Source organism: Streptococcus sp. X13SY08 (assembly GCF_001182825.2).
Taxonomy (GTDB): domain Bacteria; phylum Bacillota; class Bacilli; order Lactobacillales; family Streptococcaceae; genus Streptococcus.
On record NZ_LFYO02000003.1, the window covers coordinates 91860 to 114992 of the forward strand.

Sequence of the window (23133 nt, forward strand, 5' to 3'; positions counted from 1 at the left end):
TCACCCAAGCTTTTCTTTGGTATTCCAAAGAAAAGCGAGCAGGCTCTTTTTTGTTTTTGAAAATAAGGAGAACACATGAAGTTATTAGAAGAACGCATTTTAAAAGATGGAGATATTCTAGGAGAAAAAATTTTAAAAGTAGACTCCTTTCTCACCCACCAAGTGGATCATAAATTGATGAAGGAAATGGGAAAAGTCTTTGCGGAGACCTATCGCGATGCAGGGATTACTAAGGTAGTCACTATTGAGGCATCAGGAATTGCACCAGCAGCTTCTATGGCAGAAGCATTGGATGTACCAATGATTTTTGCGAAAAAGCATAAGAACATTACGATGACAGAGGGGATTTTGACCGCGGAGGTTTATTCTTTCACTAAGCAGGTTACTTCCACTGTGTCTATTGCTGGAAAATTCCTTAGTTCTGAGGACAAAGTCTTGGTTATCGACGACTTTTTGGCCAATGGTCAAGCGGCAAAGGGATTGCTTGACATCATCTCACAAGCAGGAGCTAAAGTGGTTGGTGTTGGTATTGTTATCGAGAAATCTTTCCAAGATGGACGTAAACTGTTAGAAGAAACCGGCGTCCAAGTGACATCACTTGCACGAATTAAAAACTTTGATCAAGGACAACTACATTTTATGGAGGCAGACGCTTGATGCAACATCAAGAACATTCTCACTCACAATCAGCTATTCTAGGTTTACAACACTTGCTCTCAATGTATGCAGGATCTATCTTAGTGCCAATCATGATTGCCTCTGTTTTGGGCTATTCAGCAACACAATTGACCTACTTGATCTCGTTGGTTTACCAGTTGTTTTGGGCTGTGCTTTCCAATCGGTTGCGCCACTTTCAATCATTGGTGCGCAACAAGGATCTGGTGCCATGTTTGGTGCCTTGATTGCGTCGGGAATCTACGTCATTTTAGTGGCAGGTATCTTCTCAAAAATTGCGGGTCTCTTCCCACCAATCGTAACTGGTGCGGTTATCACAACCATCGGTTTGACCTTGATTCCCGTTGCTATGGGTAATATGGGGAATAACACCGCTGAGCCAACCCTGCAAAGTTTGATTTTGGCGCTCATCACGATTTTGATTATCCTCTTGGTTCATATGTTTGCCAAAGGGTTTGTTAAATCTATTTCAATCCTTATTGGTCTTGTCGCAGGGACTCTTATCGCCGCTTTTATGGGTTTGGTGGATACATCGGTAGTAGCGGATGCACCATGGGTTCACGTACCAACGCCATTCTACTTTGGGGCTCCGACTTTTGAATTCACATCTATCCTCATGATGTGTATCATTGCAACGGTTTCTATGGTTGAGTCAACGGGTGTATACTTGGCCTTGTCAGATTTGACAGATGACAAGCTGACAGAACAGCGTTTGCGCAATGGTTACCGTTCAGAAGGGATTGCGGTGCTTTTAGGCGGAATTTTCAACACCTTCCCTTATACAGGATTTTCACAAAATGTCGGTCTGGTCTGCTTGTCTGGTATCAAGACCCGTCGTCCTATCTACTACACAGCAGGATTCTTGGTCGTTATTGGTCTCTTGCCTAAATTTGGTGCCCTAGCACAAATGATTCCAAGTCCTGTTTTGGGTGGTGCCATGCTGGTTCTTTTTGGAATGGTGGCGCTACAGGGAATGCAGATGCTCAATCGTGTGGACTTTGCTGGGAATGAGCACAATTTCATCATCGCAGCAGTTGCCATTGCAGCCGGTGTCGGCTTTAATGGTACCAATCTATTTGTTAGTCTACCGACTACGGTCCAAATGTTCTTGACCAATGGAATTGTGATCGCGACGGTCGTTGCCGTTGTACTCAATCTCATCTTGAATAGTCGAGATAAGGGATAAACATTTATAGTAGAAATCAGCCTCTTTGGCTGATTTTTTCGTCTAAAAATCAATATTGTGCTATACTAGAAATGATTGAAAATAATGACTAGGAGAAAAACATGTCAGATAAAATTCGCGTGCGTTATGCACCAAGTCCAACAGGGCTTTTACACATCGGAAATGCGCGAACTGCGCTCTTTAATTACCTGTATGCTCGTCACCATGGCGGTACTTTCTTAATCCGTATTGAGGATACAGACCGTAAACGCCACGTAGAAGACGGTGAGCGTAGCCAGCTTGAAAACCTACGTTGGTTGGGCATTGACTGGGACGAAAGTCCGGAGACCCATGAAAACTACCGTCAGTCAGAACGTTTGGACCTTTACCAAAAATACATCGACCAACTCTTGGCAGAAGGCAAAGCCTACAAATCATACGTGACTGAGGAAGAATTGGCGGCTGAGCGAGAACGCCAAGAAGCAGCAGGCGAAACACCTCGTTACATCAATGAATTCCTCGGGATGTCCGAAGATCAAAAAACTGCTTATATTGCAGAGCGTGAGGCAGCAGGTATCGTTCCGACTGTCCGCCTAGCAGTTAACGAAGCTGGTATCTATAAATGGACTGACCTGGTCAAAGGTGATATTGAGTTTGAGGGTGGTAACATCGGTGGTGACTGGGTTATCCAGAAAAAAGATGGCTACCCAACCTATAGTTTCGCCGTTGTCGTGGATGACCATGATATGCAGATTTCTCACGTTATCCGTGGAGACGACCACATTGCCAATACGCCAAAACAACTCATGGTTTATGAAGCACTTGGTTGGGATGCACCAGAATTTGGTCATATGACCCTTATCATCAATTCTGAAACTGGTAAGAAGTTGTCAAAACGTGACACCAATACGCTTCAATTCATCGAAGACTACCGTAAAAAAGGCTATTTGCCTGAAGCTGTCTTTAACTTTATTGCCCTCTTGGGTTGGAATCCTGGTGGTGAAGAGGAGATTTTCTCACGTGAGCAACTCATTGAGCTCTTTGATGAACATCGTCTCAGCAAATCACCAGCAGCCTTTGATCAGAAGAAGTTGGACTGGATGAGCAATGACTACATTAAGAATGCTGATTTAGAAACTGTCTTTGAACTCTGTAAACCATTCTTAGAAGAAGCAGGACGTCTGACCGACAAAGCTGAAAAATTGGTAGAACTCTACAAGCCACAAATGAAATCAGCAGATGAAATCGTGTCCTTGACAGATCTCTTCTTTTCAGATTTCCCAGAATTGACGGATACTGAACGTGAAGTCATGGCTGGTGAAACCGTACCAACGGTACTTGAAGCCTTCAAAGCCAAGTTGGAAGCTATGACAGATGAAGAATTCCAACCGGAAAATATCTTCCCACAAATCAAAGCTGTTCAAAAAGAAACTGGCATCAAAGGTAAAAATCTCTTCATGCCAATCCGTATTGCTGTTTCAGGCGAAATGCATGGACCAGAATTGCCAAATACCATTTATCTTTTAGGTCGTGAGAGATCTATCCAGCATATCGAGGATATGTTATTAACTTTATCTTTAGTATAACTAACTAAAAAAGAGAACCATTTGGTTCTCTTTTTTAGTTATCAAAATATTTTTTTGTTTTATTTTGCATAAAAATAAAATTATTTAGCAGACAAAACCTTTTGGAATAAGGGGAAAAGTAAGATTAGTAGGGGAAATTATAAAACCCCATTATTTGTTGCTATAAACAAAAAACAAAAGCGTTTTCAAGCAAAAAATTCCAAGGCTTACATCTTTTATTTAATAAAAAAATGTGGTAAAATACGGCAGATTAATAATTGCTATAAGAAAGGAATATGCTAATTGAAAGGATATAGGAATTTAATCATTTTAGTCGTCGCCCTCATTGCGATTGTAGCCGGGACAGGATATATTTTTTATTCTAGTCATCAAGCTGCAGAAAAAGCGAGTCAGAAAACTACTTCAACTGCTTCTTCAGAGACAGAAGAATCTCTCCCAGCTGTGATGGGATTGCTTAACAAGAACTTACCAGAGTTCGATGTGACGGATATAAAAGGTCAATCTGTTTCATCCACTCAATTTGCCAACAAACCAACTCTGATTGTGGAGTGGGGGAGTTGGTGCCCTCGTTACCAACAAATGCTACCTATCATAGAGGAAATGTATAAGAAGCATGGTAATGAAATTGAGTTCGTTCTCATCAATGCGACAGATAATGACCGAGAGACCAAAGAGTCTGCTCAAAAATATGTTAAAGAAGAGGGATACACTTTCCCTTATTATTTCGATAATGAATTGAGTGCCGCAGCTAAACTACAAGTAGAAGCCGTTCCTTTGTAGATGCAAATGGTACGATTCAGAACATCGAAGTGTCGGAAGTAGCTAAAGAAGATGTTGAAAAAATGCTTCTCGAGTTACTGTAACAATTAGAGATAATAAAGAAAAAGAATATTCAAAGGAGATCCTTATGGACAAATGTTTGCAGAAAGTCGCCGTAGCATCAGTTATCACTCTGTTTTCTACCACTGTTCTATCCTCATTTAATGCTTATCAAGATAATTCCTTGTTATTTGGACTTACCATTTATGCTCAAGATCCTCCAGCTGACGAAGATGTTCCAGACGCAAATGAATGGTCTCTCATCAATAATTCCCGAGCACTTTATGCGGAAGCTTTGGAAATTGTTCAAGATCCAGCATACACCGAAGCTGATAAACCCTATGCTTTACAGCCCCTTGACGAGATTAATTTAGTTGGATTAAAGGCAATCAATAAAACTCAATCTAGGGAATTGGTCGCTCAAATCGAAGCCTTGTATGCTCAAATAAATAGGATGAGTTCAATGCCTCAACCAGCACCTATTGTGACTGAGGAAAAGGAAAATGTTCCAGTAGCAACTGCCTACATTGCAGACCCTGAAGTTAAAGCCAATACGCAGACAGTTCTCAACGAAGGAACACCCGGAGAAATCACGTATACGGTAACAAATGGTGTCCGCGATCAAGGCACTGAAACAATACCGATGATCCCTAAACGTGTCTCAGTGGGAACAAAAACAGAAGTTGTGACCGAAGCAATTCCAGCACCCGCAGCTGTCGAAGAATTGGATGCAAATCTTGAAGAAGGCAAACGCGAGTTGAAAACTCCTGCAGTACTTGGTTCAAAAACCACGACCACAACCTACACATTGGACAATCGCAACAGGCATTGCCAATGCTAACGAACCAATGGTTGTAGAAACAGCTGGTACCCCAGCGGTTTACCGTGTTGGGTCCAAGAAGACGGTTCAACCACAACAATCAGTACTTGAGGAGCAGCAAACAGCTAAGTCGGGTGATAAGGTACAAGAATGTTCGACAATGAAAGAGAACAAGAATGTCTTACCAAAAACTGGAGAACAAATGTCAATTTTTACAGTGTTTGGTGCTGTCCTTCTAGCAGGTGTGGCTGGAATACTCACGTTCCGTAGGAAAAAAGAATAAAATATTTTAGAGAAAAACATGCAATCAAAAACAGAGAGGCAAAGCTCGAAAGGTTTACTTGGTCATTATTCAGGACGCCAGTGGTTCTTTTGAAAAAACTATGCCGAATATTAAAGAGGCATTGAAGAAGGTTACAGAAACAACTAGTGCTAAAGCTTATGATGAAAATAATCCGAAGTTAGTTTTTACAAATGATCCTAAGACTACTGACCGTGTCATGATTACCTCCTATGCGGGTATCGATGCGGAGCGTCTATATGACGATGCGGACATTCTTTCTCGAGCTAGTCGCTTTGTTCCTGATCGTAATTCTCCTTGGGCATATGTTGACATGGATACTATTGCTGTTGGTGATTCTTACACGTATAATGATCCAGAACGCGGTCAAGTAACGGATTTCTATCAACCAGAGGAACCAATTTTTAGCTACTACACTCGTACATTTCTTCGTTATGCGGGCAGCACCTCAATGAATATCAAAGGTATGTTTGCTAAAGGATATTACGATTTTACCAACGCTTCTTTGGAGATAACCGGGACAGATAGTAACTTTAAAACACTACGAGAAACACAGGAACAGTCCAGTGGTCGCTATCGTTTTGAATCGAATGGCAATTTGATGTCTTCTACTGATGCTATTAATGCTGAAATTACCAAGATATCAACCGGTGGCGGGACACCGACTGTACCCGCTATTGACGATGCCATCAAGCAATACGAAGCCATCAAGAATAATGATGGGGGTATGGCAAATAACCGTAAGACTGTTTTCCTTTTGATTACTGACGGAGTGGCTAACGGATATCGCGACCCAAATAATCCAAGTGACTCAACAGTCTATTTTGACCGAAGTTTCTATCGTACCTATAGTTTGATGAAAGACTGGGGGACAAATGGACGTTGGCCAGAAGCAGCGCAAAACTACCTTGCACGTGCAAATGAATTGGCAGATGCAGGAAATAAGTTAAAGGCCGCAGCAGGGGCCAATGGTAAAGTTGCAGTTGGTTTCTGGGAAGACAAACAGACACTTGAAGCCTTCGACACGCGATATGGCTATATGTACGCCTATGAAAATGCTTTTGGTGATCCGGATAGTCGTACGACTATCAAAACTGGTGATCCCCGTTCCGTACGTGAAGTCTTTTCAACGGCTCTGCAATCAGTCGCTTCAGGTGCTGAAACGCTCCCGAATGGGAAGGACGCGAATTACTACGTTCAGGAATCGGACATTAACGCTTTTGCGGCTAATATCTTACAGTCCCTGACATCCGCCATTACAAAACAAGATGTATTGGGTAACTTTACCATCACAGATGGTTATAAGGTCAAATCAGTGAGCATCAATGGTAAAAAGATTGTTGACAAGGTAACGAACGAAGCTACGGAAATTCGTGGGACCGTTACACAGGAAGGAACGAAAGTCACCATCTCTGTGCCAGACACTGTCTTTAAATCTGGAGACAATAAGTTCGATTACGAATTGGAATACAGTGAAGCATCGCAACAAGCCGACGTAGCTAACGAAATTGAAGTCCCGGCAAACTATGTTCCACAGAAGAAAAACTACACCATTGGTAAGTTAGTAGGTACATTCCAAGTTAGGACATATACAACTGCTGAAATCGGGAAAAGTGCAGCCTCAACTATTTCTGTAGAAGATTTGCAATATTGTTATCCACGCGCTACCAAAGATGTTAAAGATAAAGATATCTCAAACGATACAAATGGTGATGATGGCAAGACTGGTACCATCGCTGAAGATCCATTGTTGAAATCTGCAGATCCAAGTATTAGTCGTCCGACCTATGCAGCAACACTTTCTGATCAAGGTGAAGCATTTACTTATAAAGTACGCTACAACATGTATAATGGTGCGCTTGCAATGAACAACAATGTTATGTTCGTAGATGCATTGAATTATCATGTGGACTATGTGGATGCACACGTTGAGGGTGAAAGTGGTAAAACCCTGCCTGACTTTAAAGTTTCGACGAAGCAAAGTACAGATGCTGCTGGCAAACCAATCACCATTGTTTATGCGACAGTCCCTCCATTAAAAGGTCCGAATGAGTCGGATACTGTTACCGAAGGAAACTATGGTGGTCACAAATTTAAGGTCTATAACCTTGTTATCAATGCTAAAATCAAAGATCAATATTCATTCGAGAATAACCCTGATGAATACAAAAAGATGATGACAGACAATGGTGGTCTCGGTTTCTTGAGCCAAGCGAAAATCATTTGGGATGGTGCCACGGCAGATCCTGAGGACACTACAGCAAAATTACGTCGATCAAATGCGGTTTACGTCGTTCCACCAGTGAAGACAGATATTAGTAAAAAAGTAACTCAAGACTTAAATGTAGCAGGTACAGACCACCTTGAGTTGCCAACTCGCTTGGATGCTTACTATTACCAACTCAATTCCACATGGTCTGGTCTTTTCGATCGCTGCTTGATTGAAGATACTCTGGTACCAGAATTGATGTCCCTTCATGATGAAAAAAGTGAAGACAAAGTATTGATTAACGGCAAAGAAGCTACTACCTTGGCAAAGTACTTGAAGGAAGAGGTCGTTCAAGTTAACGGTGTTTCACGAGATCGTGTCTATTTTGAGTTAGATGCGTCGAAATTGAGTCGATTAGAGCTTCGTCAAATTAATACTGAAATTGAGGCGTTGAACAAAGGCAACAATGGTCCTGCGATTATCACATTAGGGATTCAAGCGCGTGTCCGTGACAATGCTGTTCTTGCAAAGTATGCGGATGCAAATGGTAAAATTAAAATACCAAATACTGCCAATGTCACTTTAAACAATAATTCGCAAACTTCAAATAAAGTAACAGTTAGTCCAAACTCTCCAGCAGCCATCAAATTAATCAATGGAGATGATACTCACATCTTTTCAACTGTTGATGGAAATGAGGCAGGTGTGCCATTCAACTATGATGTGCAAGCCACTCTTCCAAACGTGGCAACGAAGACGGGCATCAAGCCAAATGGGGAGTCACATGTCATTACTACTCCACCAGTAACTGTAACACCTCCACAAGAGGATCCTACAGTTGAGAAAATGATTGAGACTCCTGATACAAAAGAACTTGTAACAGATTTGGATATCGAAAACGAAAAAGTTTACAACTATATCGTTACGTCACAATTGCCAGCAGACATCCAAGATTTCAAGAAATTTGTTATCAAGGATACATTGGATGATCGATTGACAGCTCTCAATACAGCTGATAACAAACCATTCATTGAAGGTGACGCCGCTAAATTCTTCGATGTAAAAGTGGATGGACAAACGGTTACTGCAACAATGAAAGAGTTCATAACAGCTACAGATTCAGCTGGCAAAGAAATTAAGTTAGTTATTCCAGCTCAAATCAACAAAGGTGTGAAGACTCCTCAGATTCCAAATACAGCTTCTATCGACTTCACAAATGCTGTTAATAAACAGGGGAATAGGAAAACGGAACCGGTCACAGTATCTCCTCCAGGTGAAACTCCAACGGTTGAGAAGAAGATTAATGGTACATTGACGGACGCCCTTGTATTACCAGAGTCTAACTACACTTACAATATCAAGGCACTCCTTCCAATGGACATCACAAGCTACAAAGCTTACACGATTGTCGACGAAGTGAATGAGAACTTGGCAAGTAAGATAGTAGAACTCGTGATCACAGCGCAGGTGAAAGCAACAAGCACAGAAGCGAAGATTGAAAACACTGCGAAAGTCACTTACCAAAATAAATCACATGTTGATGGAACTCCAGATAGCGAGACCCCACCAACACCGCCAGTAACGGGACAGACTACAAGTACAACATTAAGACAACCCTTCCAACCGATATCGCCACTTACAAGACATTTGTGATTAAGGATACGCTTGAGAAAGAATTGGAAGTACAAGGCCCCCAACGATTACAGGGGACGCGGCTAAGTTCTTCAAGGTTGAAGTGAGCGGTCAAACTGTTACGGCCACCATTACAGACTTCGATGCAGCGAAAGCTTATGCAGGTAAAGAAGTAGAGCTTGTGATTGTCTCACAAATCCGTAAAGGTGTGACTCGTCAAGCGATTCCAAATACAACTAAAGTGACTTACCAAAATAAATCACACGTAGATGGAACGCCAGATAGCGAAACACCACCTACACCACCAGTAACGGTAACGCCTCCGGGTGAAACACCGACTGTTGAAAAGAAGATTAACAATACGCTTGATCACTTGGATATCACCAGTTATTTCTGGTGACGCCGCGAAATTCTTTGATGTAACAGTTGATGGACAAACCGTAACACCGCCTACACCAAATACTCCTCCACTTGAGAAGAAAGTAAATGGTGCAGAAAGTGCGAAACTATCAGCCCGCCAAGAAGTATTTACATACACAATCGCCACAACTGTTCCAACTGGCGCATTTGCATTCGAAATCAGCGATACACTCAAAGATGCCTTGACATTTGAAGGTGATATCACTGCAACCTTGGCTGGTAAAGCAATCTCTTCAAATCAAATTTCTATCTCTGGACAAACTGTTACAGTTAAATTGACTAAAGATCAAGTTCGTAAAGAAGCTGGTAAACCAGTTCATGTTGAATTCTCTGCTAAGGTCAAAGATGGTGCTGATTTGACACCATACATGACAAATGGTGTGACAAGCATTCCAAATACTGCAAGCTACATCGTCAATAACAACCCGGCAACTAAGAAGGATTCAAACACTGTTCCGGTATTACCACCAACTCCTAACGAACCAGAAATTGATAAGAAAATCAATCATACTCTTGAACATCTTGACATCGAAACAAATCAATCCTACATGTATAATGTCACTGCGGATCTTCCACAAGACATTGCAACATACCGTGAATTTGTCGTGACAGATACGCTTGAATCTGTCCTTGCAATCAATGGTGATGTGGTAGCCTATGTAGATGGATACACAACAGATGCTGTGAAAGTAACTGTAGAAGGCAATAAAGTGACTGCAAGTGTCGTAGACTTTGCAAAACTTGCTGGCTTCAAACAAATCCAACTTTACATTCCTGCCAAATTAGCCTCTTAGCTCTTCTTAAAGCTACAGAAGCCTTCCGCTTTGACATCAAGTCAGTCGTTCCAATGGACGAAGCTGATGACAAACGTCAAAACCTTACAAGCATCACGATTACGGATAACTTGGACAATCTCTTCGCTGTGAAGAAGGACCAAGTAGCTGTGAAGGTTATAGATGCTCCTCAGGAAAATGCGAACTTTATCGATGAAGATGTTGAAAAATCGCAAGCTGCCCTTGATGATGAAAAAGCTAAATTGGAAGAAATCAAGCAATCTGGTCAAACAGAAGCAGCCACAGCTGCTCTTGCGAAAGCTCAAGCGACAGTCGCTGCACTTGAAACACAGTTGGCAGAAGCACAAGCTAAATTGACTGAGCTTAAAGCTATGAAATCAACAGAAGCATCTACTACAGAGCAACCTGCGACAGATACAGCATCCTCTACTGATACTTCAGTAGCTGGAACGACAATTGATAATTCAGTTGAAATTGCTGCGCAAGAAGCCTTAATAGCAGATGTACAAGCTAAATTGGAAGCTGCGAAAGTAGAAGTACAAAAAGCTCAAGAAGCTTTAGCACAAGCGAAGACTGCTGAAGTACAAGAACGCATGGCACAATTGGCTAAGGTAAATGCTAAAGGTGGATTGACGGCTGAAGCAATTGCTGCTTTGGGCGGAACAATTAAAGTAGAAGGACAACTTGTAACGGTTGAATTCACAGATGAGGACACAATGGAAGCCCTTAGAGGCTACACTGTAAACGTGATAATCTACTCAAGTATCACAGATGTGAAAGCTTTGACAGATGATCATTTCACCAAGGGAATCGATAATACTGCAACAGTACAATTCAATCATGATCCAAATGCCAACCTCATTAAGAAGACTAACAAAGTAACGGTTGTACCTCCTAAGGAGCAAACACTTCCACCGACACCTCCAAAACCTGAAGAGCCAAAAGGTGATTTACCAACACCGCCTAAGAAGCTAGCTCCGACACCAAAACCAGCTACACCAATCTTGCCTAAGACAGGATCTGTTGAAACTGGCTTCTGGAGCCTTCTTGGTCTCGGCCTAGCAGCTCTTGGAATCTTTGCTCTTAGTAAAAAGAAAAAAGATGTCTAGTTAGCCGCTAAAACAGAAAGAGATATTTCTCTTTCTGTTTTTTTGTGTTAAAATGCGCAGATAAGTCCCTCAAGTGCCTAGTTTTTCGGGTTTTTTGAAAAATGATGGTTAAATATGATATAATAAAGATAATTTTGAAAGATGGAGTTGTATTTTGAAGAAAAGCTATCGTGTCAAGCGAAAACGCGATTTTAACGATCTATTTACACAGGGAAAAAATGTGGCAAATCGGAAGTTTGTGGTCTACCGTTTGCCTAAGGAGCAAGAGCATTTTCGATTCGCCATGTCCTGATGGAATTTTCTCCGAATCTGACAACAGATGATTTTGTGGTCATCGCCCGAAAAGGTGTGGAAAATTTGTCCTACCAAGAAGTCCGCGATAATCTTCGCCATGTTTTAAAATTAGCAACTATTTACCAGAAAGGTGAAACTCTTGAAACAGAAACTAAAATGGGCTAGCATATTAGCGGCCGCCCTGCTCTTCTTAGCCGGTTGTGGCAGAGGAGACGTGACCAGTCAGTCGACAGGCTGGGATCAGTTGATTTATTGGTTTGGTGATATCATCCAATTCCTCTCTATCAATGGTCGTATTGGAATCGGGATTATCCTCTTTACTCTCTTGATTCGAACATTGTTACTCCCGCTTTTCCAGATGCAGATGACATCGTCACGCAAGATGCAGGAATTGCAACCACAAATCAAAGCACTACAAGCAAAATATCCAGCTACGGACCTAGAAAGTCGTAAGCAGCTGGCAGAAGAAACACGAGCTCTTCAGCAAGAAAATGGCGTGAATATGTGGGCATCTATGCTGCCAATTCTTATTCAAATGCCGATTTTGATTGCCCTTTTCCAATCCTTGACTCGGGTACCAGAATTGCGGGTAGGTCAATTCCTTTGGCTCAATCTTGGTGAGACAGATCCCTACTTTATCTTGCCAATCCTTGCAGCAGGCTTTACATTCCTCAGCATGTGGTTATCCAATAAAGCTGCACTGGAGAAAAACATGGCTCTGACAGTTATGACTTACGCTATGCCGGTTATGATTTTCATCTTTGCCCTTAACGCAGCCAGCGGGGTTGCCCTTTACTGGGTGGTTTCCAATGCCTTCCAAGTTTTCCAAACTTTGTTATTCAATAACCCATTTAAAATCATTGCGGAGCGCCAAGCTGTTCTTGATGCAGAAAAAGAACGCGAAGCTCGCATTCGTCGTGCCAAGAAAAAAGCTCGTAAAAATCGATAAAAGGAGACTATGATGAAATTTACAGGAGCAACTGTTGAAGAAGCCATTCAAAATGGCTTGAACGAACTCAATATTCCACGCAAAAAAGCCCACATTACAGTGGTTGCGCGCGAGAAAAAAGGATTTTTGGGATTTGGTAAAAAGCCAGCCCAAGTTGACATTGATGTGATTAATGAAACCACTGTTGTCAAAGCCAATCAAAAAGCTGTACGCGGTGTACCAAAAGAAGTCAACGATAAAAATGAGCCTGTTAAGAGTGTATCAGAAGCGACACTTGATTTGGGTCGTGTCGTTACAGCTGTCAAAGAATTAGAAAAATCAGGCCAAACTTTGGATGATGGAATCAAAGCTGAAATCTTGAAAAACGACAAAGAAGCGACAACGATTTTGGAAGAAACAGGACGAGTTGAAATTCTTCAAGAGGGAGACATCACAGCGGCTCAGTCTATTTCAGAGTCAGATGTTGAGTCTGTTCAGGAAGATGCCTCTGCGACAGAAAGCTTTGAAGATTTGGATATCAAGATTGAACATGAGTACGATATTGACCAAGTAGTGTCAGAAGTTTCTGCTTATGTGCAAGAAATTTTGGATGATATGGATGTGGAAGCAAGCCTTGAAAGCACTCACAACCGTCGCACCATCAATATCCAAGTGGATGCCAATGAACCAGGCCGTGTGATTGGTTACCACGGAAAAGTGCTCAAAGCTTTGCAATTGTTGGCACAAAACTTCCTTTACAATCGTTATGAGCGCAATTTCTACATCACAATCAATGTTAACGACTATGTAGAGCATCGCGCCGAAGTTCTTCAAGGTTATGCGCAAAAATTGGCAGAGCGTGTATTGGAAGATCAAGAAGCTTACCACACAGACCCAATGTCTAGCAGCGAGCGTAAGATTATCCATCGCATCATTTCTAAAATGGACGGTTTGACAAGCTATTTAGAAGGCAATGAGCCAAATCGCTATGTGGTAGTAGATATTGAGGGTAATCATGACTAAATACAGTGCCATTTCAGCTTTCCTTGTCCACAAGGGAGCCAAGTACATCATGCCTGAAAAAGCGAGTGACTTGCGTCAAGAAATGGAGCGAATCAAGCGAGAGGGGCAAGCAGCTCGTCTCGCTTTTTCACAGCTGGCAACGCGCTTCCAGACACTTCATCCACAGTTTCGCTTGCAACGTGTTAGTAACTGGGTTAATCAAGCGCAAATTGCTCGTCCGCATTTTTGGGTATATTTGCTGGGACACGGGGAGATCACAGAACCCGTGTTTGCTCTGCGTTTGTATGGAGAGGCTGAACATTTTGGTATTTCTGTCGAAGTCAGCATTATGGAGCGCAAGAAGGACCAATATAGCCTTGAAAAGCAGGCTCGACTATTGAATTGTCCCGCTCAAGAAGGAACTTATTATCAATATATGAACCAGGAAGAGGTCATTCGGATTCCGGCAACAGAGGAGAATCGTCTGAACCTCCGAGACAAAGTTCAAAGCGGAGCTATTCGCAAGGTATTGGCAAAAACGGATATTGACTGGACGGAAGGATTGGAAGAAACTGTGCTGCTTCAAGGACTTTATGAGGGGATGATGCGCCTAGTTCCCTACTACGAAGAAACACGAAATTTCTAACCAGAAGCACTTGACAAATGGCCATTGGTTAGTGTAGAATAGCTTGGTATGTTTAGTAACTGATCAAAACTAGCCGGCTAAACGAATACGAAAATCTATGAGGAGGTATTCATCGTGAAACGTACTTTTCAACCAAGTAAAATCCGTCGTGCGCGCAAACACGGTTTCCGTAACCGTATGGCTACAAAAAATGGCCGTCGCGTATTAGCAGCTCGTCGCCGTAAAGGGCGCAAAGTGCTTGCGGTAGCATAAGATGAAGATGAGAAACCAAGAGAAACTCGAGTCTCTTGGTTTTTTCTTTGCTGCAGCAAGCTCACTAAGAATGGGTTTTATGGTAAAATAGAGTGATAGAAAGTATGGATGAATAGAATGGAAATTTTCGATACCCACACGCATCTAAATGTGGACAATTTTAAAGATAGGATTGAAGAAGAGCTGACCTTGGCACGCGAGATGGGCGTCGTCTATCATAATGTGGTTGGTTTTGACCGTCCAACCATTGAGCGAGCGCTGGAGTTAGCGGATCAGCATTCAGAGATTTACCTGACTCTTGGCTGGCACCCGACCGAGGCTGGCTCTTATGATGACCAGGTGGAAAGTTACCTGCGTCAAGTCCTTGCGCATCCAAAGGTCATCGCTCTTGGGGAGATTGGCCTTGATTATTATTGGATGGAGGATCCTAAAGAGGTGCAGATAGAGGTCTTTAAGCGCCAGATGGCTCTCGCTAAAGAACTGGATTTGCCTTTTGTGGTTCACACCCGTGACGCGTTTGAAGATACTTATGAGGTCATCAAGGAAGTTGGTGTAGGTCTTCGTGGCGGCATTATGCATTCTTTTTCAGGTTCTTTGGAAATGGCAGAGCGCTTTATGGAGCTAGGGATGACTATTTCATTTTCTGGGGTGGTAACCTTTGAAAAAGCCACAGATATTCAGGAAGCCGCACAGCATTTGCCCCTAGAAAAAATCCTAGTTGAGACTGACGCCCCTTACTTGGCGCCAGTGCCCAAACGCGGCAAGGAAAACAAAACGGCCTATACTCGCTATGTCGTGGAGAAAATCGCCGAGCTGCGAGGCTTGAGCGTCAAGGAGGTGGCAATGGCTACGACCGAGAATGCCAAGAGGTTATTTGGACTTGACTGATAAGATTAAAATTAGCGAAGTGGTTGTTGTTGAAGGGCGAGATGATACTGCCAATCTCAAACGTTTTTATAACGTGGATACCTATGAAACCCGTGGCTCTGCCATTACGGAAGATGACTTGGAGCGCATTGAAAAATTGGACAATCTCCGAGGTGTCATCGTTTTTACCGACCCTGACTACAATGGTGAGCGGATTCGCCGGATCATTATGGATGCCATTCCCACTGTCCGCCACGCCTTTCTCAATCGAGATGAAGCTAGCCCAGGTTCTAAGAGCAAAGGACGCTCTCTGGGCATTGAGCATGCCTCCTTTGAAGACTTAGAGAAGGCTCTCTCCAAAGTCACCCAGCATTTTGATGACGAAAACAATTTTGACATCACTCAGAGTGATCTCGTTCGCCTAGGCCTCATTGCAGCCACTGATAGCCGCCAACGTCGTGAGTTTTTGGGCGAACAGCTGCGCATCGGCTACAGCAACGGAAAACAACTCTTGAAACGACTGGAGTTGTTTGGAGTGATGTTGGAAGAGGTAGAAGAGTGTATGGAAGGATTTGGTGATTGCGATGATGAGAAATAATAGGCGAATAAATTTGTTTTTATGTGTGTTGTTTTGTACTGGGGTTATTAATTTTTGCCTAGCATTTTTTTATAATAAGGGTGTAACCCAAGACAATCAGTTTATCAAAAATATCTACATGACATTAAGTCAGGGAGAAATAATTGTAGGTATAGGTGTAGCGCTCCCAACATTTTTGCTCTGGAAGAGTGAGTTAGATAATAGAAAATCTGATAGACAAGTTAGTAATTTTGAATATTCTTTTCAAATAACAAAAGAATTGCAACAAGCTCATGATAGATGTAAGAAGCAAGTAACTTCACAGCTAAATTCTAGAAATAAAGCGAAACTAAGAAAAATGATTCTAAGTGTGAGAGAGTATATTGAGTTATTAGAGCAAATCCAAGGATATAAAAACAAAGATTTGATAATAACAACTATTTCTAATAGTGATATATATGAAGCTTTAACTAATATACAAAAGAACAATGCCGAAGGAAATGATAGATTGGTAGTAGAAATTGGTGGACTACTGACGAGAATACTTGTCTATGATAAAAATGATAGTAAATTGAAGGATGGAGATCCAATACAAGGAATTTATTTTTTATTTGATAGTGACAGTTATTTCAATTTGGATTTCGGTAAAATTTTTAGTAGTGGAAAATTTGGCAAAAATAATGATAATGAGGATTTAGTCTTTATATTTAGACCTGGCTCTAAATTTATTAAGTGCACAATTGACCTGAAGTCATTTTCAAAATATGCTAGGCATGATGAGGAGGGTAGAGATAATCCCCCAAAATTCAAAGAATGTAATTATTACTATGGTAGGGGAAAGGAAGTTCCGGCTAACAAAATTAAAGAGAAATGGTTGAGCGGAATAGATGAGTTTTATTCTGATGCTATTAAGGGGGGAAATAATGGAATTTATTGATAACTTTGAAACAATGTTGAAAGAAAAGTTGCAAAAAGAGAATCTCGAAGGTGAAGTTTTAGATGAAGGCGAGGTTAAAGATTTTAGATGAAGGCGAGGTTAAAGATTTTAGAGGTAGGGGAGAATCGTTGCCAATATCAAATTTTTCAGGGAAAGCCTATCGTGTCAAAAGCGCTATTTTTGAAGATATGCCTGAAGATACTAGAAAAATCGGACCGTATTTTGAAGATATATTTAATGAGTTAATAAAGGTTGAATTTGATTTGCGTATAAGTAAGAATTACGCAAATCAAACAGGTAGTTGGAAGATATTCAAAAAATATAAATGGAGCAGTTGGTTTATGCTTTCGACTAAAAGTATGAATCAGACTGTTTCAGGGTATATTTTTTTAACTGTGACCGAAGATTGTCTTTATTTTATTGTTTTTAGTAAGGATGGGCTTAAAGATTTAATCCAGTATAAACAAATAGCTTCTAATGATAGATACCATTTTTATTTTGGCGAGAGTAGAAGATGGGGTTGGTAGTTCCTAAAGTTTTATTTTAAATTTTTACCTAGAAAGAAACATTATGAGAATCGCAGATCATTCGGTAACCCGCGCCATCCTTGAGCATCACGGGTTTACCTTTAAGAAGTCATTCGGTCAGAACTTTTTGACCGATACTAATATTTTACAGAAGATTGTCGATACGGCGGAGATTGACAAGAATGTCAATGTCATCGAGATTGGGCCTGGCATCGGTGCTTTGACCGAGTTTTTGGCGGAGAATGCCGCTGAGGTCATGGCTTTTGAGATTGACGACCGGCTCATTCCGATTTTGGCGGATACCCTTCGAGATTTCGACAATGTTCAAGTAGTCAACCAAGATATTTTGAAAGCGGACTTGCAAACGCAAATCCAAGAGTTCAAAAATCCTGACCTGCCTATCAAAGTGGTGGCAAACCTGCCTTACTACATCACCACGCCTATCCTTATGCACTTGATTGAGAGCAAGATTCCTTTCACAGAGTTTGTGGTCATGATGCAAAAGGAGGTGGCGGATCGCATTTCGGCGGAACCTAACACCAAGGCATACGGCAGCCTCTCTATCGCTGTCCAGTACTACATGACAGCCAAGGTTGCCTTCATCGTGCCGCGCACCGTCTTTGTACCGGCGCCAAATGTGGATAGTGCCATTCTCAAAATGGTCCGTCGGGATCAGCCTTTAGTGAGTGTTCAAGATGAAGATTTTCTCTTTGATGTGGCGAAGAGCTCATTTGTCCATCGTCGCAAAACTCTTTGGAACAATCTGACCAACCGCTTTGGTAAAGCAGAGGATGTGAAAGAAAAGCTCCAAGCTGCCCTTGAAATGGCAGAGCTATTACCAAGTGTACGTGGCGAAGCCCTCACTATTGAGCGGTTTGGACGATTATCGGATGCATTAAAAGAGCAAGGATTATAGAAAGAAAATTAATGAGAACATTCGTTGTTTTCTTGCCTACGTCTCTTGATGGCAGTGTGGAAGAGCCCAATGGTGCCATGGATACAGCCTTTTTCCATTACAGTTCAGAATTGGAAAAAATTACTTATCAGCTCACTAAAAAAGACTGAGTTTATCACGCTCGGTCTTTTTGAATTTTTTTAAATAACTTGTTCCAAGAGTTGGCCAATAGCGTAAGCAACACCAGCTGCGACAATACCAACAATCAATGTCCGGATGATTTCGGACTTTTTACTTTGCCCAGTAATAGTAGCTTTAACCCAGCCCAGAGTAGCTAGAGCAAGGGAAACAATGACAGACGCCATCAGTAAAGTGATGGTATCAGACATGACTGCTAGATTTGCTAAAAGTAAATAAGCTACCAGTGGTACCAAACCAAAAATATTGAATGACAGAAAAGTCATAATGGCATTTTTGATAGCGTGAGCATGCTCTTTGTGCTCTTCAGTGGTGGAGCTCAGATAATCACCCGCAGCCATGGAAAATCCATCGGCTAAGAGATTTGAAAAACCTAAAATTATAATAGCAGTAGGACCAAGACTTCCGCCAATAGCACCCGCGACAACTGCAAAGGTTGTGATGATACCGTCTAATCCGCCATAAGTAATGGATTTAGCATGGTTTTGAAAATTGAAAACGGTCTTGTTTTTTGTAGTAATTGCCATAATAGTCATCTCAGCAATCGTTTTCTCTAATAACTTTGTAATTTTATTATAGCAGATTCTGCTCCAAAATAATAGAAACAAAATGGTCTGTTTGTTTCTTATCGAACATTTTTAAAATATTGTCCGTGATCTATAAATATAAATCGGGTCTGAAAATAGGATAGTGCTGGATGGAATGTGATGATTAGTCGCTAAAGGGATTCTACTCTCAGGAAGGACTATCAAAGAGTTGAAAGTATAAGATATCGTTATTTTGGTCTGTCCGTAATTGGAACAGTTTTTTGGGAAGAGTAATTGGTGGATGAGGTGAAATTGACAATTTTCTAAAGACGACTGGGCCTATGGAAAGCCTTTTTGAAGGGTTTTCTAGAGAATTTCAGCTAACTGAATCCACTGATATGATTAATTGAGTAAGTGTTTGACATGCGCTCTGGTTAAATAAGGAATCTGAAAATTGCAAGAAATTGAGTGTGTTTTTCTTTTTCATTTTTGACAAATCCTTGCAGAGGGAACTATTTTTGTTTATAATGTAGAAAACGCTTACTTTTTGTTTGGAAGGAATTTATATGAAAAAGACGCTGCTGATTGTTTGTGCTCTGCTATTGACTGCTTGTGGAAGTGTTTCAGGAGAGACATCGAATCCGAGTAGTCATCATGATGTGACGCAGGAATTGGAGAAGACCTATGCTGGAATCTATAAGGATTACAAGGAGCTTATTCCAGTAGAGCACTGGGAGCAAGAGGAATTCCCTTTGGTAAATCCAACTAGTGTGAAGATGTTGCAACAATTTATGGTAGAAAAGGCAGCGGATGTGGTCGCTAAGGAGGTAGACCTTGATAGCGATGGGACAAACGAACTCTTGGTAGGCTTTCAGACGCCTATTTCTGATAGCGAAAAGATGACGGTTTATGGTCAGATAAAAGGAAAAGTCATTGATTTGTTGTCGGATATTTTGGTGGAAGATGCAGATGATTTTATGATGTTTTATAAGAATAATCGCATGCGCTTGGATCAAACGACACACAATAATGGTGGCAGTGGCATCTATGAGCTGACAGATGAAGGACTAAAAGAATTGATTTTTATCTCGGTCGATTTGGAGGGTGACCTAGTAGATGGTCATTTAGTTTCGAAGGACCGTCAGGGAAATATCATTGAAGACACGGAGAAAAAAATAGAAGAAGTCATTGGTCATCCACACGACCAAGAGGTAATTGAATAAAGAAAAAGACGAGTTTGCGCTCGTCTTTTGTGTCCTTCTGAAATAAACTTAAAAAATATCTGTATACTGTTGTTTTATAAGAAGATAGCTAATAAAAACAGAACAGCCTTCGTGATGGAAGGTTGGGTATATCATTTTATCAGTTCGTCGTAGTTGATGGATGGTTCGCTGTGTCTATGACTTGCGACCAATCTCATCAGCCTGACGGGTCGTCGAGTCATGAAACAGCCTTCATAATGATGTATTTTGAGTTTTTCAACAAGGCGGAGAGTGATGATAGAATTGAAGTTCATTGACCGAAGTCCAACGCCGAGAAAAAGCTCAAAAGATGCGGAGGAAGGGATTTGAACCCTCACACCCGTACGGGCACATGCGCCTGAAGCATGCGTGTCTGCCGTTCCACCACCTCCGCGGAACTCTTTTATTATACACTTTTTCGTAGAAAAGGCAAGATATTCCAGCGCTTCTTTGCCCACAGAGCTGATTTATAGCTGGATTTTTGGTATAATGAGGCATAACATACAAAGAGGAAATCAGTTGCAAGGAAGAATTATCAAGGCTCTAGCAGGCTTTTACTACGTTGAGTCAGATGGACAAGTTTATCAAACACGAGCGCGGGGGAATTTTCGCAAAAAAGGACAAAAACCCTACGTAGGGGATTTTGTGGAATTTTCAGCAGAAGAAAACTCTGAAGGCTATATTTTAGCCATTCACGAGCGTAAAAATTCTTTAGTGCGTCCTCCCATTGTCAATATTGATCAAGCGGTGGTCATCATGTCTGCCAAGGAGCCTGATTTCAACGCTAATCTCTTGGACCGTTTTTTGGTGCTCCTAGAGCAAAAAAACATCCATCCTATTATTTATATTACCAAGCTGGATTTATTGGAAAATCAAGCGGAGCTAGATGAGTTTAAGGCAATCTATGAGAAAATTGGCTATCCTTTCCTCTACCGATTGGAGGAGCTAGCGCCTTATCTCAAAGATCAGGTGACGGTTTTTATGGGACAGACAGGTGTTGGAAAATCAACCTTGCTCAATAAAATTGCCCCAGAATTGGCTCTGGAAACAGGTGCTATTTCTGACAGTCTTGGGCGTGGTAAGCACACGACTCGTGCGGTTAGTTTTTATAATGTCTACGATGGAAAAATAGCGGATACGCCTGGCTTTTCTTCTTTGAATTATGAGGTGACGGAGAGCGAAGCACTCAATGATTGTTTCCCAGAGATTGCGGAAGTTAGCCAGATGTGCAAGTTCCGTACCTGTACCCACACCCATGAACCAAGCTGCGCGGTCAAACCAGCAGTAGAAGCGGGAGACATTGCCCAAAGTCGCTACGACAATTACCTACAATTTTTAAGTGAAATTGAAAATACACGCGAAAGCTACAAAAAAGTGAGTAAAAAACTCTAGAAAGTTGAATCTTATGAGCAGAATCTATAAAATCGCCCCATCTATTTTAGCAGCAGATTATGCTAATTTTGAAACAGAACTCAAACGTTTGGAGGAAACAGGCGTTGAGTATGTTCATATTGATATTATGGATGGTCATTTTGTGCCAAATATTTCCTTTGGTGCTGATGTGGTCGCTGCCATGCGTCCCCACAGCAAGTTGGCCTTTGATTGTCATCTGATGGTATCTAACCCAGAAAATCATATCGAAACATTTGCGCGTGCTGGTGCGGATATCATGACCATTCATGCGGAAACAACAGTGCACATTCACGGCGCTCTGCAAAAAATTAAAGCTGCAGGCATGAAAGCTGGCGTTGTTATCAATCCAGGAACGCCTCTATCAGCTATTGAGCATGTGCTGAACTTGGTGGATCAGGTCCTTATCATGACGGTCAATCCAGGATTTGGTGGGCAGGCATATATTCCGGAAATGGCAGAGAAAATTGCCGCTTTAGTTGCACTTCGAGACAAAAAAGAGCTTGATTTTGATATTGAAGTGGATGGTGGTATTGACGATCAGACCATTCATTCTGCTAAAGGAGCGGGTGCCAATGTCTTTGTGGCTGGCTCTTACCTTTTCAAAGGTGACGTGCAAGAGCGCGTGGATCGTTTGCGGATGGCATTAAATGACTAAGATTGCTTTATTTGCAGGCGGTGACTTACCTGAACTTGTACCTGATGAGCTCTTTGATATCTATGTTGGTGTAGATGTGGATTCGCTCTTTTTGGCAAAAGCAGGGTTACCTCTTGATTTTGCTGTTGGAGATTTTGATTCTGTATCAGAGGCAGAACTTTCTCTCATTCGTCAATGTGCAAAGGAGTTTTTACAGGCACCTGCGGAGAAGGATGATACGGATTTGGAGTTGGCCTTGAAAGAAATGTTGCGTCTCTACCCAGATGGTCAAATTTCTATCTATGGCGCATTTGGCGGACGCTTGGACCACATGATGGCCAATCTCTTTTTGCCCAGTGAGCCAGCTTTTTCAGGTCACATGCAGCAAATCCAGCTCTGCGATGAGCAAAATATTGTTCGATTTTATCCAGAAGGAAAGCATAAAATCACACCAATTGAAGGTATGGAGTATATTGCTTTTATGCCGTCGGATGATAGTCGTTTGGAAATAAAGGATGCCAAATATCCGCTAAATGCTAGTAATTATTTTTTCAAAAAGTGCTACACCAGTAACGAATTTATAGATAGGGACATGATCATTACCCTAGACAAGGGTTATGTGGTGGTTATTTACAGTCGAGATTAGAAATAGGAGCGAGGATGAA

The 23133-nt window shown here is 41.6% G+C and carries 25 protein-coding genes, 1 tRNA gene and 2 pseudogenes; 26 read left to right on the top strand and 2 right to left on the bottom strand.

What is annotated here, in order from left to right; all coding sequences use genetic code 11:
• Positions 1-75 precede the first annotated feature (75 nt).
• The 22 genes and pseudogenes from AEX56_RS06140 (at position 76) to AEX56_RS08580 (ending at position 18625) form a co-directional block, all read left to right on the top strand.
• Complete coding sequence (locus AEX56_RS06140) at positions 76-657, top strand: xanthine phosphoribosyltransferase (RefSeq protein WP_049618361.1); 582 nt, start codon at positions 76-78, stop codon at positions 655-657.
• Positions 657-1861: pseudogene (locus AEX56_RS06145) on the top strand (nucleobase:cation symporter-2 family protein). The gene AEX56_RS06140 and the pseudogene AEX56_RS06145 overlap by 1 nt, the downstream one beginning before the upstream one ends.
• Positions 1862-1962: 101 nt before the next feature.
• Positions 1963-3426: a glutamate--tRNA ligase gene (gene gltX, locus AEX56_RS06150; protein WP_049618362.1), complete on the top strand. Its 1464-nt coding sequence runs from the start codon at positions 1963-1965 to the stop codon at positions 3424-3426.
• Positions 3427-3708: 282 nt separating this feature from the next.
• Positions 3709-4206, top strand: a complete 498-nt coding sequence (locus tag AEX56_RS06155) for a TlpA family protein disulfide reductase (RefSeq protein ID WP_049618363.1) — start codon at positions 3709-3711, stop codon at positions 4204-4206.
• A 127-nt stretch (positions 4207-4333) separates the two neighbouring features.
• The gene (locus AEX56_RS06160) at positions 4334-5086 is read left to right on the top strand and encodes a G5 domain-containing protein (RefSeq protein WP_049618364.1); all 753 of its coding nucleotides are present in this window, start codon (positions 4334-4336) and stop codon (positions 5084-5086) included.
• Positions 5087-5093: 7 nt separating this feature from the next.
• Positions 5094-5348: an LPXTG cell wall anchor domain-containing protein gene (locus AEX56_RS06165; RefSeq protein ID WP_049618365.1), complete on the top strand. Its 255-nt coding sequence runs from the start codon at positions 5094-5096 to the stop codon at positions 5346-5348.
• A gap of 100 nt (positions 5349-5448) precedes the next feature.
• On the top strand, positions 5449-9228 hold the full coding sequence (locus tag AEX56_RS06170) for an isopeptide-forming domain-containing fimbrial protein (protein ID WP_152907871.1): 3780 nt from the start codon (positions 5449-5451) through the stop codon (positions 9226-9228).
• Positions 9204-9314, top strand: coding sequence for a hypothetical protein (locus AEX56_RS09535; RefSeq protein ID WP_443031021.1), 111 nt, complete (start codon positions 9204-9206; stop codon positions 9312-9314). Before AEX56_RS06170 ends, AEX56_RS09535 begins: the two co-directional genes overlap by 25 nt.
• Positions 9311-9607: a hypothetical protein gene (locus AEX56_RS06175; protein ID WP_049618367.1), complete on the top strand. Its 297-nt coding sequence runs from the start codon at positions 9311-9313 to the stop codon at positions 9605-9607. Before AEX56_RS09535 ends, AEX56_RS06175 begins: the two co-directional genes overlap by 4 nt.
• On the top strand, positions 9573-10421 hold the full coding sequence (locus tag AEX56_RS06180; protein ID WP_049618368.1) for an isopeptide-forming domain-containing fimbrial protein: 849 nt from the start codon (positions 9573-9575) through the stop codon (positions 10419-10421). The genes AEX56_RS06175 and AEX56_RS06180 overlap by 35 nt, the downstream gene beginning before the upstream one ends.
• Positions 10422-10474: 53 nt before the next feature.
• Positions 10475-11530, top strand: coding sequence for an LPXTG cell wall anchor domain-containing protein (locus AEX56_RS06185; protein ID WP_049618369.1), 1056 nt, complete (start codon positions 10475-10477; stop codon positions 11528-11530).
• Between the two features lie 154 nt (positions 11531-11684).
• A pseudogene (locus tag AEX56_RS06190) lies at positions 11685-11989 on the top strand (ribonuclease P protein component).
• Positions 11964-12773, top strand: a complete 810-nt coding sequence (locus AEX56_RS06195; RefSeq protein WP_049618370.1) for a membrane protein insertase YidC — start codon at positions 11964-11966, stop codon at positions 12771-12773. Before AEX56_RS06190 ends, AEX56_RS06195 begins: the two are co-directional and overlap by 26 nt.
• Positions 12774-12782: 9 nt before the next feature.
• Entirely contained in the window at positions 12783-13775 is a 993-nt protein-coding gene (gene jag / locus AEX56_RS06200; protein ID WP_049618371.1) for an RNA-binding cell elongation regulator Jag/EloR, read from the top strand.
• Positions 13768-14400 (top strand): hypothetical protein, encoded by a 633-nt coding sequence (locus AEX56_RS06205; RefSeq protein WP_049618372.1) that lies wholly within the window; start codon positions 13768-13770, stop codon positions 14398-14400. Before jag ends, AEX56_RS06205 begins: the two co-directional genes overlap by 8 nt.
• Before the next feature lie 114 nt (positions 14401-14514).
• Positions 14515-14652, top strand: a complete 138-nt coding sequence (rpmH, locus tag AEX56_RS06210; RefSeq protein WP_049618373.1) for a 50S ribosomal protein L34 — start codon at positions 14515-14517, stop codon at positions 14650-14652.
• A 117-nt stretch (positions 14653-14769) separates the two neighbouring features.
• Positions 14770-15540 (top strand): TatD family hydrolase, encoded by a 771-nt coding sequence (locus tag AEX56_RS06215; protein WP_049618374.1) that lies wholly within the window; start codon positions 14770-14772, stop codon positions 15538-15540.
• A complete protein-coding gene (rnmV, locus tag AEX56_RS06220; protein WP_049618375.1) occupies positions 15512-16117 on the top strand; it encodes a ribonuclease M5 in 606 nt (201 codons plus the stop codon). The genes AEX56_RS06215 and rnmV overlap by 29 nt, the downstream gene beginning before the upstream one ends.
• The gene (locus AEX56_RS06225) at positions 16095-17033 is read left to right on the top strand and encodes a hypothetical protein (RefSeq protein ID WP_131542215.1); all 939 of its coding nucleotides are present in this window, start codon (positions 16095-16097) and stop codon (positions 17031-17033) included. The genes rnmV and AEX56_RS06225 overlap by 23 nt, the downstream gene beginning before the upstream one ends.
• A 62-nt stretch (positions 17034-17095) precedes the next feature.
• On the top strand, positions 17096-17560 hold the full coding sequence (locus tag AEX56_RS06230) for a hypothetical protein (RefSeq protein WP_049618377.1): 465 nt from the start codon (positions 17096-17098) through the stop codon (positions 17558-17560).
• Positions 17561-17603: 43 nt separating this feature from the next.
• The gene (rsmA, locus tag AEX56_RS06235) at positions 17604-18476 is read left to right on the top strand and encodes a 16S rRNA (adenine(1518)-N(6)/adenine(1519)-N(6))-dimethyltransferase RsmA (RefSeq protein WP_049618378.1); all 873 of its coding nucleotides are present in this window, start codon (positions 17604-17606) and stop codon (positions 18474-18476) included.
• Positions 18477-18487: 11 nt separating this feature from the next.
• Positions 18488-18625 carry a hypothetical protein gene (locus tag AEX56_RS08580; RefSeq protein WP_160315180.1) on the top strand — a complete coding sequence of 46 codons (138 nt, stop codon included), beginning with the start codon at positions 18488-18490 and terminating at the stop codon, positions 18623-18625.
• Between the two features lie 30 nt (positions 18626-18655).
• Here AEX56_RS08580 and AEX56_RS06240 read toward each other — a convergent pair whose 3' ends face one another.
• A complete protein-coding gene (locus AEX56_RS06240) occupies positions 18656-19180 on the bottom strand; it encodes a VIT1/CCC1 transporter family protein (RefSeq protein WP_049618549.1) in 525 nt (174 codons plus the stop codon).
• Between the two features lie 566 nt (positions 19181-19746).
• Between AEX56_RS06240 and AEX56_RS06245 the strand changes: the two genes are divergently transcribed.
• Positions 19747-20403 (top strand): hypothetical protein, encoded by a 657-nt coding sequence (locus tag AEX56_RS06245; protein WP_049618379.1) that lies wholly within the window; start codon positions 19747-19749, stop codon positions 20401-20403.
• A 329-nt stretch (positions 20404-20732) separates the two neighbouring features.
• Here the strand turns inward: AEX56_RS06245 and AEX56_RS06250 are convergent.
• Positions 20733-20815, bottom strand: a tRNA-Leu gene (locus AEX56_RS06250).
• Positions 20816-20940: 125 nt separating this feature from the next.
• On the opposite strand from AEX56_RS06250, the gene rsgA reads away from it, so the two are divergent.
• Genes rsgA through AEX56_RS06265 form a run of 3 tightly spaced genes read left to right on the top strand, consistent with a single transcriptional unit; the run spans position 20941 to position 23114 of the window.
• On the top strand, positions 20941-21813 hold the full coding sequence (rsgA, locus tag AEX56_RS06255) for a ribosome small subunit-dependent GTPase A (protein ID WP_049618380.1): 873 nt from the start codon (positions 20941-20943) through the stop codon (positions 21811-21813).
• Between the two features lie 13 nt (positions 21814-21826).
• Positions 21827-22489 carry a ribulose-phosphate 3-epimerase gene (rpe, locus tag AEX56_RS06260; RefSeq protein ID WP_049618381.1) on the top strand — a complete coding sequence of 221 codons (663 nt, stop codon included), beginning with the start codon at positions 21827-21829 and terminating at the stop codon, positions 22487-22489.
• Entirely contained in the window at positions 22482-23114 is a 633-nt protein-coding gene (locus AEX56_RS06265; protein WP_049618382.1) for a thiamine diphosphokinase, read from the top strand. Before rpe ends, AEX56_RS06265 begins: the two co-directional genes overlap by 8 nt.
• Positions 23115-23133 lie beyond the last annotated feature (19 nt).

What these genes read in the sequence shown, in the direction of transcription:
- jag (WP_049618371.1), top strand. Translation starts at nt 12,783, where the DNA reads ATGATGAAATTTACAGGAGCAACTGTTGAAGAAGCCATTCAAAATGGC.
- AEX56_RS06230 (WP_049618377.1), top strand. Translation starts at nt 17,096, where the DNA reads ATGAAGGCGAGGTTAAAGATTTTAGATGAAGGCGAGGTTAAAGATTTT.
- gltX (WP_049618362.1), top strand. Translation starts at nt 1,963, where the DNA reads ATGTCAGATAAAATTCGCGTGCGTTATGCACCAAGTCCAACAGGGCTT.
- AEX56_RS08580 (WP_160315180.1), top strand. Translation starts at nt 18,488, where the DNA reads ATGAGAACATTCGTTGTTTTCTTGCCTACGTCTCTTGATGGCAGTGTG.
- AEX56_RS06215 (WP_049618374.1), top strand. Translation starts at nt 14,770, where the DNA reads ATGGAAATTTTCGATACCCACACGCATCTAAATGTGGACAATTTTAAA.
- AEX56_RS06160 (WP_049618364.1), top strand. Translation starts at nt 4,334, where the DNA reads ATGGACAAATGTTTGCAGAAAGTCGCCGTAGCATCAGTTATCACTCTG.
- rnmV (WP_049618375.1), top strand. Translation starts at nt 15,512, where the DNA reads ATGCCAAGAGGTTATTTGGACTTGACTGATAAGATTAAAATTAGCGAA.
- AEX56_RS06165 (WP_049618365.1), top strand. Translation starts at nt 5,094, where the DNA reads ATGGTTGTAGAAACAGCTGGTACCCCAGCGGTTTACCGTGTTGGGTCC.
- rpe (WP_049618381.1), top strand. Translation starts at nt 21,827, where the DNA reads ATGAGCAGAATCTATAAAATCGCCCCATCTATTTTAGCAGCAGATTAT.
- AEX56_RS06170 (WP_152907871.1), top strand. Translation starts at nt 5,449, where the DNA reads ATGCCGAATATTAAAGAGGCATTGAAGAAGGTTACAGAAACAACTAGT.
- AEX56_RS06205 (WP_049618372.1), top strand. Translation starts at nt 13,768, where the DNA reads ATGACTAAATACAGTGCCATTTCAGCTTTCCTTGTCCACAAGGGAGCC.
- AEX56_RS06185 (WP_049618369.1), top strand. Translation starts at nt 10,475, where the DNA reads ATGGACGAAGCTGATGACAAACGTCAAAACCTTACAAGCATCACGATT.
- AEX56_RS06240 (WP_049618549.1), bottom strand. Translation starts at nt 19,180, where the DNA reads ATGGCAATTACTACAAAAAACAAGACCGTTTTCAATTTTCAAAACCAT.
- AEX56_RS06265 (WP_049618382.1), top strand. Translation starts at nt 22,482, where the DNA reads ATGACTAAGATTGCTTTATTTGCAGGCGGTGACTTACCTGAACTTGTA.
- AEX56_RS06140 (WP_049618361.1), top strand. Translation starts at nt 76, where the DNA reads ATGAAGTTATTAGAAGAACGCATTTTAAAAGATGGAGATATTCTAGGA.
- rsmA (WP_049618378.1), top strand. Translation starts at nt 17,604, where the DNA reads ATGAGAATCGCAGATCATTCGGTAACCCGCGCCATCCTTGAGCATCAC.
- AEX56_RS06245 (WP_049618379.1), top strand. Translation starts at nt 19,747, where the DNA reads ATGAAAAAGACGCTGCTGATTGTTTGTGCTCTGCTATTGACTGCTTGT.